The sequence below is a fragment of the Streptomyces sp. WI03-4A genome (assembly GCF_033792105.1).
Lineage (GTDB): Bacteria > Actinomycetota > Actinomycetes > Streptomycetales > Streptomycetaceae > Streptomyces > Streptomyces collinus_A.
Genome location: NZ_JARAUO010000067.1, coordinates 15,466 through 28,373, shown reverse-complemented (window position 1 = coordinate 28,373; position 12,908 = coordinate 15,466). Strand labels below are relative to the sequence as shown.

Annotated in this window: 10 protein-coding genes; 8 read left to right on the top strand and 2 right to left on the bottom strand. The window is 71.5% G+C overall.

Annotated elements, in window-relative coordinates:
- Positions 1–377: 377 nt before the first annotated feature.
- A complete protein-coding gene (locus PV343_RS38440) occupies positions 378–1,796 on the bottom strand; it encodes a cation:dicarboxylate symporter family transporter (protein ID WP_319151689.1) in 1,419 nt (472 codons plus the stop codon).
- 118 nt (positions 1,797–1,914) lie between these two features.
- Between PV343_RS38440 and PV343_RS38435 the strand changes: the two genes are divergently transcribed.
- From PV343_RS38435 to PV343_RS38410, 6 genes are all read left to right on the top strand, one after another.
- Positions 1,915–3,537 carry a sensor histidine kinase gene (locus PV343_RS38435; RefSeq protein WP_319151687.1) on the top strand — a complete coding sequence of 541 codons (1,623 nt, stop codon included), beginning with the start codon at positions 1,915–1,917 and terminating at the stop codon, positions 3,535–3,537.
- Positions 3,534–4,226: a response regulator gene (locus PV343_RS38430; RefSeq protein ID WP_319151686.1), complete on the top strand. Its 693-nt coding sequence runs from the start codon at positions 3,534–3,536 to the stop codon at positions 4,224–4,226. Before PV343_RS38435 ends, PV343_RS38430 begins: the two co-directional genes overlap by 4 nt.
- Positions 4,227–4,366: 140 nt before the next feature.
- On the top strand, positions 4,367–5,734 hold the full coding sequence (locus PV343_RS38425; protein ID WP_387955570.1) for an extracellular solute-binding protein: 1,368 nt from the start codon (positions 4,367–4,369) through the stop codon (positions 5,732–5,734).
- Positions 5,731–6,594 (top strand): carbohydrate ABC transporter permease, encoded by an 864-nt coding sequence (locus PV343_RS38420; protein WP_319151684.1) that lies wholly within the window; start codon positions 5,731–5,733, stop codon positions 6,592–6,594. The genes PV343_RS38425 and PV343_RS38420 overlap by 4 nt, the downstream gene beginning before the upstream one ends.
- 8 nt (positions 6,595–6,602) lie before the next feature.
- Positions 6,603–7,430 (top strand): carbohydrate ABC transporter permease, encoded by an 828-nt coding sequence (locus PV343_RS38415; protein WP_319151683.1) that lies wholly within the window; start codon positions 6,603–6,605, stop codon positions 7,428–7,430.
- A 128-nt stretch (positions 7,431–7,558) separates the two neighbouring features.
- Entirely contained in the window at positions 7,559–8,260 is a 702-nt protein-coding gene (locus PV343_RS38410) for an XRE family transcriptional regulator (RefSeq protein WP_319151682.1), read from the top strand.
- 30 nt (positions 8,261–8,290) lie between these two features.
- Here the strand turns inward: PV343_RS38410 and PV343_RS38405 are convergent, their stop codons facing one another.
- Positions 8,291–9,316 carry an ATP-dependent 6-phosphofructokinase gene (locus tag PV343_RS38405; protein ID WP_319151681.1) on the bottom strand — a complete coding sequence of 342 codons (1,026 nt, stop codon included), beginning with the start codon at positions 9,314–9,316 and terminating at the stop codon, positions 8,291–8,293.
- Positions 9,317–9,517: 201 nt separating this feature from the next.
- Between PV343_RS38405 and pta the strand changes: the two genes are divergently transcribed.
- Complete coding sequence (gene pta, locus PV343_RS38400) at positions 9,518–11,608, top strand: phosphate acetyltransferase (protein ID WP_319151680.1); 2,091 nt, start codon at positions 9,518–9,520, stop codon at positions 11,606–11,608.
- The gene (locus PV343_RS38395; protein WP_319151679.1) at positions 11,605–12,831 is read left to right on the top strand and encodes an acetate kinase; all 1,227 of its coding nucleotides are present in this window, start codon (positions 11,605–11,607) and stop codon (positions 12,829–12,831) included. The genes pta and PV343_RS38395 overlap by 4 nt, the downstream gene beginning before the upstream one ends.
- Positions 12,832–12,908: the final 77 nt, after the last annotated feature.

The following is a 12,908-nucleotide window of genomic DNA, read 5'->3' as shown; positions in this document are numbered from 1 at the left end:
GGGGGTCGGGGGTGGGGGGGCGGTGGGCGGGGGGCCGTTGGGCCGGGGGTCGGGGGCCGGGGGGTGGGGGGCCGGAGGCCGGAGGCCGGGAGGCCGGGGGCCGGAGGCCGGAGGCCGGGAGGCCGGAGGCCGGGAGGCCGGAGGCCGGGAGGCCGGGGGCCGGAGGCCGGGGGCCGGAGGCCGGGGGCCGGAGGCCGGGGGCACGGCAGCCCGGGCCTCCGGGGAGGTCCGGGCTGCCGGGCGGGCGGGTCGACGGGGGGGGAAAGACCCGGCCTGCCGGCGGCGGTCACCGGACGCCCGGCCCGGGTTCAGGCGGAGCCGGACGTCCGGAGTCTCTGCGGGCGCGCTGTCAGGAGCGCCGGGCCCCGAGCGGAGCGCTACGCCTTGGCCAGCTCCTTCTCGCCGTCCTCGCGGGGCTCGGGCAGCTCGGTGACGGTGCCCCGGTTCTCGTCCAGCAGCGTCGTCTCGTCGAACGGCAGCTCCCCGGCGAGCACCTGCCGGACCCGGGCCTTGTCGATCTCCTTGGTCCAGGTACCGATGAGCACGGTGGCGACCGCGTTGCCGGCGAAGTTGGTCAGCGCGCGGGCCTCGCTCATGAAGCGGTCGATGCCGACGATGAGGCCGACGCCGTCCACCAGCGCGGGCTTGTGCGACTGCAGGCCGCCCGCCAGCGTGGCGAGCCCCGCGCCGCTGACGCCCGCCGCGCCCTTGGAGGCCAGCAGCAGGAAGAGCAGCAGCGGGATCTGCTCGCCGACGGACATCGGCGTGCCCAGGGCGTCCGCGATGTACAGCGAGGCCATGGTCATGTAGATCATCGTGCCGTCGAGGTTGAACGAGTAGCCGGTCGGCACGGTGATGCCGACGACCGGCTTGCTGACCCCGAGGTGCTCCATCTTCGCGATCAGCCGCGGCAGCGCGGACTCGGAGGAGGAGGTCGAAAGGATCAGCAGGAACTCACGGGCGAGGTACTTGAACAGCGAGAAGACGTTCAGTCCCGCGACGACCCGCAGCAGCGCGCCGAGCACGATGAAGACGAACAGGAAGCAGGTGACGTAGAAGCCGAGCATCAGCACGGCGAGGCTCTTCAGCGCGTCCAGACCGGCCGAGCCGACCACCGCGGCGATGGCGCCGAAGGCACCGATCGGCGCGGCCCACATGACCATGGCCAGGATGCGGAAGACGAGCCGCTGGATGTGCTCGATGCCGCGCAGCACCGGCTGCCCGGCCGAGCCCATGGCCTGGAGCGCGAAGCCGGCGAGCAGCGCCACCAGCAGCGTCTGGAGGACCTGGCCCTCGGTGAACGCGGAGACGAACGTGAGGGGGATGATCGACAGCACGAAGTCCACGGGCGGCAGCGCGTCGCTGGAGACCTGGGCGTGCCCGGTCTGCTTGAGCGCGTTCGTCAGGTGCAGCCCGTCGCCCGGGTGCAGCACGTTGCCGACGACGAGCCCGATGGCGAGCGCCACGAGCGACATCACGAGGAAGTAGCCGAGCGCGATGCCGCCGACGGCACCGACCTTCGCGGCCTTCCGCACGGACCCGATGCCGAGCACGATCGTGCAGAAGATGATCGGCGAGATCATCATCTTGATCAGGTTGACGAAGCCGGTGCCCAGCGGCTTCAGCTCGACCGCCGCATCGGGCCAGATGAGCCCCACGGCGATGCCGAGCGCGACCGCCACGATGACGGCTATGTACAGGTAATGGGTCCGGTCCCGCTTCACGCGGGGTGCGGCAGGTGCCGTATCGGGGGTGCTGGCGGCCACGGCTGCCCTCCTTGACGTCTTCGTCGGCATCACCGGCGTGCGGCTCACGTCCGGGCGGATGGGGATGCCTGACTATCTCCCGGCGTGTGAGGGCGGTCACCCTTCCGTTCATTTAGTTCACGCACGAACGGCGAGGCACACTCGTGACATGCGCTTTCCGCCCCTCCCCCGCAGCCTGGCGGGCCAGCTCTTCGCCATGCAGGCGGTGCTCATAGCGGTGGTCGTGGCCGGGTACGCGCTGTTCACCTACGTCAGCGACGAACGGCAGGCCGTCGACGCGGCGGCCCTGCACGCGACGGCCGTGGCCCGCTCGATCGCGGACTCCCCGACGGTCGGCGCGGCGATCCACACCCCCGACCCGACCCGGGAGCTCCAGCCGTACGCGATGCGGGTCATGCGGGACACCGACGTCGACTTCGTGACGATCATGAACCCCTCCGGCATCCGCTGGACCCACCCCGACGAGAAGCAGATCGGCAGGCACTTCATCGGCCGGATCGACCCGGCACGGCACGGCCGCACCTTCACCGAGACGTACACCGGCACCCTCGGCTCGTCCGTCCGCGCGGTGACCCCGGTGGAGGAGAACGGGCGGGTCATCGGCATGGTCAGCGCCGGCATCAAGGTCGAGGCGATCAGCGCCCGGGTCCGGGGCCAGGTCACCGCGCTGCTGGGAGTGGCCGGCGGGGCGCTGCTGCTGGGCGCGGTCGGCACCTACGTGATCAACGCCCGGCTGCGCCGCCACACCCACGGGATGAACGCCGCCGAGCTGAGCCGGATGCACGACTACCACCAGGCGGCCCTGCACGCGGTGCGCGAGGGGCTGCTGATGCTGGACGGGCAGTTCCGGGTGGCGTTGATCAACGACGGCGGCCGGGTGCTGCTCGGGGTGGGCGACGAGGTGGACGTGATCGGCAGGTCGGTGGCCGAACTCGGCTTGCCGGCCCCGCTGACCGGCGCGCTGCTGTCGTCCGAGCCCCGGGTCGACGAGGTCCACCTGACGGCGTCGCGCGTGCTGGCGGTGAACACCTCACCGGTGTCCGGCGGCGAACGCAGGGGCACCGTCGTCACCTTGCGCGACGTGACCGAACTCCAGTCGCTGATGGGCGAGCTGGACTCGGAGCGCGGCTTCACCCAGGCCCTGCGCTCGCAGGCGCACGAGGCCGCCAACCGGCTGCACACGGTGGTCTCGCTGATCGAGCTGGGCCGCGCCGACGAGGCGGTGGACTTCGCCACGGCGGAGCTGGAGCTGGCGCAGGCGCTCACCGACCAGGTGGTGGCGGCGGTGAGCGAGCCGGTGCTGGCCGCCCTGCTGCTGGGCAAGACGGCGCAGGCCAACGAGCGGGGCGTGGAGCTGGTGGTGTCCCCGGACAGCCGCCTCGACGACGGCCTGCTGCCGGCCGAGCTCTCCGCCCGCGACCTGGTGACGGTCCTCGGCAACCTGATCGACAACGCGGTGGACGCGGCGCAGGGCAGCGTGGGCGCGCGGGTGACGGTGACGGCGTACGCCTCGGCCTGCGAACTGGTGCTGCGCGTCTCGGACACCGGACCCGGTGTCGACCCCGCCCACGCCGACCTGGTATTCCAGCGGGGGTTCTCGACGAAGCCGGCCGGACCGGGCGGGCGGGGCCTGGGCCTGGCCCTGGTCCGGCAGGCGGTCACCCGGCTCGACGGGACCCTGACGGTGGCGGAGTCCGCGGCGGACGGAGAGGGCGGAGCGGTGTTCGAGGTGCGGTTGCCGTTGCCCGCGGCGGTGGGGGACGGCGGATGACCGGCGAACGGCAGGCGATCAGGGTCCTGGTGGTCGAGGACGATCCGGTGGCCGCCGACGCGCACGTGATGTACGTCGGCCGGGTGCCGGGGTTCGTCGCGGTCGGCACGGCGCACAGCGGGGCGGAGGCACGCCGGATCCTCGACCGCACACCGGTGGACCTGCTGCTGCTCGACCTCCACCTGCCGGACGTGCACGGACTGCAACTGGCGCGGTCGCTGCGGGCGGCGGGGCACCACGCGGACGTGATAGCGGTGACGTCGGCGCGCGACCTGGCGGTGGTGCGCGAGGGCGTCTCGCTGGGCGTCGTCCAGTACGTGCTGAAGCCGTTCACCTTCGCGACCCTGCGGGACCGTCTGGTGCGGTACGCCGAGTTCCAGGCCGCGGTGGGCGAGGCGAGCGGACAGGACGAGGTGGACCGGGCCCTCGCGGTGCTCCGGGCCCCCTCCCCCGCCGCCCTCCCCAAGGGCCTGAGCGGCCCCACGCTGGAACGGGTCACCACCACCCTTCGCGAGGCCCCCGACGGCCTCACCGCGGCGGGCGTGGCCGAGGCGGTGGGCATCTCCCGCATCACCGCCCGGCGCTATCTGGAGCACCTGGTGGACGCTGCCCGAGCGGCCCGGAGCCCGTTGTACGGCCAGGTGGGACGCCCGGAGCTGGTGTACCGATGGGTGCCGCAGGGGCGCTGAGCCCGTCGGCGCGACAGGCGCCGGGAGAACAGGCCCCGGAATACGCCGCCGACGCATTGACCTGACTAGACCACTCCTCATACGTTCACACGGCAGCGATCTCCACGAAACGCCACGCCGAAGTGAGCCCGTAGGAGGTAGTGCCCGTGCGCCCCACCGCCGCCACTCTCATCGCCCTCGCCCTCGCCGCGACGACCCTCAGCGCCTGTGGTGCCGGGTCCGGCAGCAGTCCCGACACGCTGAAGGTGTCCTTCAAGCAGTCCACCGACAACTCCGTCAAGGTGATGGACACCTACCTGGCCGGCATCAAGCAGCAGTTCGAGAGGAAGTACCCCGGCAAGAAGGTCGAGTTCGTGCCCATCAAGGCGCCGGACTCGGAGTACTACACCAAGCTCCAGCAGATGCTGCGCTCCCCGCGGACCGCCCCGGACCTGGTGTACGAGGACACCTTCCTCATCAACTCGGACATCACCAGCGGGTACTTGCGGCCCCTGGACCCCTACCTCGCCAAGTGGCCGGACTGGAAGCAGTTCATCCCCACCGCGAAGAACGCGGCCAAGGGGCAGGACGGGAAGACGTACGGCGTCCCGGACGGGACGGACACCCGCGGACTCTGGTTCGACCGGCGGGTGTTCAGGAAGGCCGGGCTGCCGGCCGACTGGCAGCCGCGGACCTGGGACGACATCCTCTCCGCCGCCCGCACCATCAAGCGGAGGGTGCCCGGCGTCACGCCCCTCAACGTCTACACCGGCAAACCGGCCGGCGAGGCCGCCACGATGCAGACCTTCGAGATGCTGCTGTACGGCACCGGCGACGGCCGCACGGACCCGCTGTACGACGCCGCCGCCAGGAAGTGGGTGGCCGGCAGTCAGGGCTTCAAGGACTCCCTCGCCTTCGTGGAGCGCGTCTTCAAGGAGAAACTGGGCCCCGACGTATCCGACGCCCTGGACCCGAACTTCAGCACCGCCGTCCGCGGTGAGCTGCTCCCGCAGGGCAAGCTGGGCATCGCCCTGGACGGCTCCTGGCTGCCGCAGGACTGGCTGCCCGGCAGCGGGCACGAGTGGCGCGACTGGTCGAAGCGGCTCGGGCTGGCGTACATGCCCACGCAGCACGGCCAGGCCCCCGGCAAGGTCAGCATGTCCGGCGGCTGGACCTGGGCCGTCCCGGCCAAGGCCGGCAACCCGGACCTCGCCTTCGACTTCATCAGGACGATGCAGACCGAGGCGAACGCCAGGAAGTGGTACGTCGCCAACTCCGGTATCGCGGTGCGCCAGGACGTGGCGAGCGACCCGGCGTACGTCGGCGCCCAGCCCGGCATCAAGTTCTTCACCGGTCTCGTCGCCAGCACCCACTACCGGCCCGCCTACCCCGCGTACCCGAAGGTGTCGACCGCCGTCCAGGAGGCCATGGAAGGCGTGACGACCGGCGACCGGTCCGTCGACTCCGCGGCGAGCGGGTACGACGCCACGCTCGAGGACGTCACCGGCGACCGAGTGATCCGCAGGTGAGCGGGCGGCCCCGGGTCGCGAGGGCCCTCCCCCTCGCGCCCGCCCTGGTCCTGCTCGTCCTCTTCCTCGCCGGCCCCATCGTCTACTGCGCGTACATCGCCTTCACCGACCTCCAGCTCACCGGCCAGGCCCACTCCTCCTTCGTCGGCCTCGCCAACTTCCGCAGGGCCTTCCACGACGACGCGTTCCTGAACGCGGTCCGGCTGACGCTGGTGTTCACGGTGCTCTCCTCGCTCGTCGGGCAGAACACCCTGGGCCTGGCCCTCGCCGCGCTGATGAAACGCGCGTCCAGGCCGGTGCGGACGCTCACCGGCGCGGTCGTGATCACCGCCTGGGTGCTGCCGGAGGTCGTCGCCGGATTCCTGCTCTACGCCTTCTTCCGGCGCGAGGGCACCCTGAACTCGATCCTGGCGCACCTCCATCTGCCCGCGCAGAACTGGCTGTTCACGCTGCCCATCCTGGCGGTGTCGTTCGCCAACGTCTGGCGCGGCACGGCCTTCTCGATGCTCGTGTACTCCGCCGCGCTCGACGAGATACCGGGCGAGATCACGGAGGCGGCGGAGGTGGACGGGGCCGGCGGCTGGCGGCGCATGTGGCACATCACGCTGCCGATGATCCGCAGGTCCATCGGCACCAACCTGATGCTCAACACCCTCCAGACGCTCTCCGTGTTCGGGCTGATCTGGGTGATGACCAGGGGCGGGCCCGGCGACCGGAGCCAGACCCTGCCCCTGTTCATGTACGAGCAGGCGTTCCAGAACAGCATGATCGGCTACGGCACCGCCGTCGCCCTGCTCCTGCTGCTGGTGGGCTCGCTGTTCTCGGTCGTCTATCTGCGCCTGCTGCGCACGGAGGGGTGAGGCCGCCCATGCCCCGCGACCGTCCCTCCCGCCGCCTGGCCGCCGACGCCGGGCTGCTCGTCGTCGCCCTCGCCTTCGCGCTGCCCCTCGCCTGGGTGCTGCTGGCCTCGGTCGACCCGCACGCGGACCTGCGGGTCAAGGCGCCCGACGGACTGACGTCGGCCAACTTCGACGCGGTCCTCACCCCGGACATCACCTACACCCCGCTGCTCAACAGCCTCGTCCTGTGCGGCGGGGCCACCGCGCTGACGGTCGGCTGCGCGGCACTCGCCGCCTACCCGCTGTCCCGGTTCCCCTCCCGGCTCAACCGGCCGTTCCTGCTGACGATCCTGTTCGCGACCAGCCTGCCGATCACCGCGATCATGGTCCCGGTGTACGCCCTGTTCGTGCGGGTGAACCTGATCGACACCCTCCAGGGCACGATCCTCTTCTTCGCCGCCTCCCAGCTCCCCTTCGCCATCTGGCTCATGAAGAACTTCATGGACGGGGTGCCGAAGGAGCTGGAGGAGGCGGCCTGGACGGACGGGGCCTCGGCATGGCAGTCCCTGACCCGGATCGTGCTGCCGCTGATGGGCCCCGGGCTCGCCGTCGTCACCGTCTTCTCGTTCGTGATGATGTGGGGGAACTTCTTCGTCCCCTTCATGCTGCTGCTCAGCCCGGACCTGATGCCGGCCTCGGTCAGCATCAACGACTTCTTCGGCAACCGGGGCATGGTGGCGTACGGCCAGCTCGCCGCCTTCTCCGTCATCTACTCGACGCCGGTGATCCTGCTGTACGTGCTGGTCGCGCGGAAACTGGGCGGCGGGTTCGCGCTCGGCGGGGCGGTCAAGGGGTGAGGGGCGGGGCGATGCGCCCCCTTGCATGCCGAACGGCCGGTACGTACCGAACGGCCGGAACCGTACGTTCCTACAATCGGTGATCCTGTCCGAACGGACCGTAGCCAGGGCGGGGTGGCGCCCCTAGCTTGTGCCGGGTGCGCCAACCCTCCCCTCCTCCCCCGTTCAACGCCCCCGCCGCCCGCAGGCTGCGCGCCGCGCTCGGCATGGGCCCCGAGCACGTCGCCCACGGCCTGCGGACCTCGTACGGACTGCCGTACGTCACGCCGGATCTCGTCGTCGCCTGGGAACGCGGCGTCGCCGCCCCCGGCAACCCCGAACTCACCGCCCTCGCCGGCGTGTTGTGGTGCTCCCCGGGCGAACTGCTCGGCCGGCCCCGGACGCTGCGCGAGCACCGGATCGCCCGGGGCGTCGCGCCCGAGGACGTGGCCCACGCCGTGGGCATGGACCTGCGCGGGTACCTGCGCACGGAGGAGACCGAGGAGTGGCGGGGCAACGAGCGCCAGTCGGCCGCGCTCGCGCGGGTGCTGGAGCTGGCCCTGCCCGACTTCGTCGCGGTCACGGGCCGCGAGGCGAAACTCGCTGAACTGCTGCGCAGCGCGGTGACCACCCGCTGGCAGGCGTACGTGCGGCCGGTGCTGAAGGTGGCGCCCGTGGACCGGGAGATGCTGGAGGCGGTGCTCCAGGCGATGCACCAGGACTACCAGGGGCACATGGCCGCCACCCTCAGCTGGGGTGGCGGCAGCAGCGGCGCCAGCGCGTCCGGCCGTGACTTCCTCGACCGGATCGTGGAGAACTTCTGGACCGCGGTCGAGGACAGGGGCGTCTAGCGCCGACGAGGCTCGGTGGGCGGCGGCAGGCTAGAAGACCGACTCGGCCTCGTCCATGCGGTTCCTGGGCACCGTCTTCAGCTCGGTGACCGCCTCCGCGAGCGGGACCATCACGACGTCGGTGCCGCGCAGCGCGGTCATCCGGCCGAAGTCGCCCCGGTGCGCGGCCTCGACGGCGTGCCAGCCGAAGCGGGTGGCGAGGACGCGGTCGTACGTGGTCGGGACGCCGCCGCGCTGGACGTGGCCGAGGATGACCGGCTTGGCCTCCTTGCCCAGGCGCCGCTCCAGCTCGTACGCCAGCGCCGTGCCGATGCCCTGGAAGCGCTCGTGGCCGTACTGGTCGATCTCGCCCTTGCCGTAGTCCATGGTGCCGTCGATGGGGTGGGCGCCCTCGGCGACGCAGATGACGGCGAACTTCTTGCCGCGCGAGAAGCGTTCCTCGACCATCTTGACCAGGTCGGCGGGGTCGAAGGGGCGCTCGGGCAGACAGATGCCGTGGGCGCCGGCGGCCATGCCGGACTCCAGGGCGATCCAGCCGGCGTGCCGGCCCATGACCTCGACGACCATCACCCGCTGGTGGGACTCGGCCGTGGTCTTCAGGCGGTCCATGGCCTCGGTGGCGACGCCGACGGCGGTGTCGAAGCCGAAGGTGCGGTCGGTGGAGGAGATGTCGTTGTCGATGGTCTTGGGGACGCCGACGACCGGCAGACCCGCGTCGGAGAGCATGCGGGCCGCCGTCAGGGTGCCCTCGCCGCCGATCGGGATCAGCGCGTCGATGCCGAACTCCTCGACCATGTCGGTGGCCCGCTCGCAGGCCTCGCGCAGCCGGTCGCGCTCCAGGCGGGAGGAGCCGAGGATGGTGCCGCCGCGGGCCAGGATGCCGCTGACCGCGTCCAGGTCGAGGGAGCGGTAGTGCCGGTCGAGCAGACCCCGGTAGCCGTCCTCGAAGCCGATGACCTCGTCGCCGTACTGCGCCACCGCCCGGTGCACGACCGACCGGATCACGGCGTTCAGGCCGGGGCAGTCGCCGCCTGCGGTGAGAACTCCGATGCGCATCGTGCTGTGTCTCCTGCTCGCTGTCGGTGCTGGTGAGCCACTGTCGATTGTTTCACGTCCGTGGGGGCGACGGATTCCTGACGGGCGCCTTAACCGGCAGCGGGGGTAATGTCAAGAGGGGTCTGCTCACCTTGGTGGGCGATTTTTGTGCCCCCGAACGAACCAGACGCGCCGGACGAGACAGAGGATCGGAGTGCACACGTGACGCGCAGCGTGTACGTGACCGGGATCGATCGCGGCGACGGCCGCCAGGTCGTCGAGCTGGGGGTCATGGAACTCCTGACCCGGCAGGTCGACCGGGTGGGGGTGTTCCGTCCGCTGGTGCACGACCGGCCCGACCGGATGTTCGAGCTGCTGCGGTCCCGTTACCGCCTCTCCCAGGACCCCGCCACCGTCTACGGCATGGACTACCACGAGGCGTCCGCGCTCCAGGCCGAACAGGGCACCGACGAGCTGGTCTCCACGCTGGTCGACCGCTTCCACCTGGTGGCCCGGGACTACGACGTCGTCCTCGTCCTCGGCACCGACTTCGCCGGCACCCAGCTCCCGGACGAGCTGTCCCTGAACGCCCGGCTCGCCAACGAGTTCGGCGCCTCCGTGATCCCGGTGGTGGGCGGCCGCGCCCAGACCGCCGGATCGGTGCTCGCCGAGGTGCGCAACGCCTTCCGGGCCTACGACGGGCTCGGCTGCGACGTGCTCGCCATGGTCGCCAACCGGGTGGACCGCGAGGACCGCGACGAGCTCGCGCGGCGGCTCGCCGACCGGCTGCCGGTGCCGACCTATGTGCTGCCCGACGAGCCCGCGCTGTCCGCGCCGACGGTCGCGCAGATCTCCCAGGCCCTCGGCGCCCGGGTGCTGCTGGGCGACGACTCCGGGCTCGCCCGGGACGCGCTGGGCTTCGTGTTCGGCGGGGCGATGCTGCCCAGCTTCCTGCCCGCGCTGACCCCGGGCTGCCTGGTGGTGACCCCGGGCGACCGCGCGGACCTGGTCGTCGGCGCACTCGCGGCGCACAGCGCGGGCACCCCGCCGATCGCCGGTGTGCTGCTGACCCTGAACGAGGTGCCGAGCGAGGAGATCCTCACGCTGGCCGCCCGGCTGGCCCCGGGCACCCCGGTGCTCTCGGTGGCCGGCAACAGCTTCCCCACGGCCGAGCACCTGTTCTCCATGGAGGGCAAGATGACCGCGGCCACCCCGCGCAAGGCGGAGACCGCGCTCGGCCTGTTCGAGGGGTACACCGACACCGCGGACCTGGCCCGCCGGGTGTCCGCGCCGACCGGCGACCGGATCACGCCGATGATGTTCGAGCACAAGCTGCTGGAACAGGCGCGCTCCGACCGGCGGCGGGTGGTGCTGCCGGAGGGCACCGAGGAACGGGTGCTGCACGCGGCCGAGGTGCTGCTGCGCCGCGGGGTGTGCGACCTGACGTTGCTCGGCCCGCAGGACCGCATCCGCAAGCAGGCCGCCGACCTGGGCATCGACCTCGGCGACACCCAGCTGATAGACCCGGCCACCTCCGAACTGCGCGACGCCTTCGCGGAGAAGTACGCCCAGCTGCGCGCCCACAAGGGCGTCACGGTCGAGCTGGCCTACGACGTCGTCTCCGACGTCAACTACTTCGGCACGCTGATGGTCCAGGAGGGCCTGGCGGACGGCATGGTGTCCGGCTCGGTGCACTCCACGGCGGCCACCATCCGGCCCGCCTTCGAGATCATCAGGACCCGGCCGGAGTCGTCCATCGTCTCGTCGGTGTTCTTCATGTGCCTGGCCGACAAGGTGCTGGTCTACGGCGACTGCGCGGTCAACCCTGATCCGGACGCCGAGCAGCTCGCGGACATCGCGGTCCAGTCGGCGGCCACGGCGGCCCAGTTCGGTGTGGAGCCGCGGATCGCGATGCTGTCGTACTCCACCGGCACGTCCGGGTCCGGCGCCGACGTCGAGAAGGTGCGCGCGGCGACCGAGCTGGTGCGCGCGCGGCGGCCCGACCTGAAGACCGAGGGGCCGATCCAGTACGACGCGGCCGTGGAGCCGTCCGTGGCCGCCACCAAGCTGCCCGGCTCCGAGGTCGCCGGGCAGGCCAGCGTGCTGATCTTCCCCGACCTGAACACCGGCAACAACACCTACAAGGCCGTGCAGCGCTCGGCCGGCGCGATCGCCGTCGGCCCGGTGCTGCAGGGTCTGCGCAAGCCCGTCAACGACCTGTCCCGGGGCGCGCTCGTCCAGGACATCGTCACCACCGTCGCCATCACGGCGATCCAGGCCCAGAACCTCAGCGAGAAGGTGTCCGAGCAGTGACCGACCCCACCCGTGTCCTCGTCCTCAACTCCGGTTCCTCGTCGGTGAAGTACCAGCTGCTGGACATGCGGGACGGCAGCCGCCTGGCGACGGGCCTGGTCGAGCGCATCGGCGAGCAGACCTCCCGGCTCCGGCACACCGGCGCCGACGGCGGCGGGACCCGCGAGCAGGACGGCCCGATCGCCGACCACGAGGCCGCTCTCAAGGCCGTCGCCGAGGAGCTGGCCCGGGACGGTGTCGGCCTGGACTCGCCGGAACTGGCGGCGATCGGGCACCGGGTGGTGCACGGCGGCCTGTTCTTCACCGAGCCGACCGTGATCGACGAGGCGGTGCTCACCGAGATCGAGCGGCTGATCCCGGTCGCGCCGCTGCACAACCCGGCCAACCTCACCGGCATCCGCACCGCGCGGACGCTCCGCCCCGACCTGCCGCAGGTGGCCGTGTTCGACACGGCGTTCCACACGACCATGCCGGAGGCCGCGGCGCGTTACGCGATCGACCCGAGGATCGCCGACCGGCACCGCATCCGCCGCTACGGCTTCCACGGCACCTCGCACGCGTACGTGTCGCGGGAGACGGCACGGCTGCTGGGCAAGGACCCGTCCGAGGTCAACGTGATCGTGCTGCACCTGGGCAACGGCGCCTCCGCGTCCGCGGTCGAGAAGGGCCGCTGCGTGGACACCTCCATGGGGCTGACGCCGCTGGAGGGGCTGGTGATGGGGACGCGCTCCGGTGATCTGGACCCGGCGGTCATCTTCCATCTGGCGCGTGTCGGCGGAATGTCCATGGACGATATCGACACTCTTCTGAACAAGAGGAGCGGCCTGTTCGGTCTGTGCGGGGACAATGACATGCGGGAGATCCGCCGCCGGATCGACGAGGGCGACGAAGAGGCCGGGCTGGCCTTCGACATTTACATTCACCGTCTCAAGAAGTACATCGGCGCCTATTACGCGGTACTCGGGCGGGTGGACGCCGTGGCGTTCACGGCCGGGGTCGGGGAGAACGCGGCGGCGGTGCGCGAGGCGGCCCTGAGCGGCCTGGACGGCCTGGGCCTCGCGGTCGACGGCGAGCGGAACGCGGTACGCGGGGACGAGCCGCGGCTGATCTCGCCGGAGGGCGCGCGGGTCGCGGTCGCCGTGGTGCCGACCGACGAGGAACTGGAGATCGCCACACAGACCTACGCGCTGGTCGGAAAGACGGCCGGCAATACACAGCGGTAACACGGCTGAGCGCATGTCCGCCCATTTGTATCTTCCGCCAGACGGAATATTCCGCAGCGAAACAAACCGATAGGATC

What these genes read in the sequence shown, in the direction of transcription:
- PV343_RS38440 (WP_319151689.1), bottom strand. Translation starts at nt 1,796, where the DNA reads ATGCCGACGAAGACGTCAAGGAGGGCAGCCGTGGCCGCCAGCACCCCC.
- PV343_RS38435 (WP_319151687.1), top strand. Translation starts at nt 1,915, where the DNA reads ATGCGCTTTCCGCCCCTCCCCCGCAGCCTGGCGGGCCAGCTCTTCGCC.
- PV343_RS38430 (WP_319151686.1), top strand. Translation starts at nt 3,534, where the DNA reads ATGACCGGCGAACGGCAGGCGATCAGGGTCCTGGTGGTCGAGGACGAT.
- PV343_RS38415 (WP_319151683.1), top strand. Translation starts at nt 6,603, where the DNA reads ATGCCCCGCGACCGTCCCTCCCGCCGCCTGGCCGCCGACGCCGGGCTG.
- PV343_RS38405 (WP_319151681.1), bottom strand. Translation starts at nt 9,316, where the DNA reads ATGCGCATCGGAGTTCTCACCGCAGGCGGCGACTGCCCCGGCCTGAAC.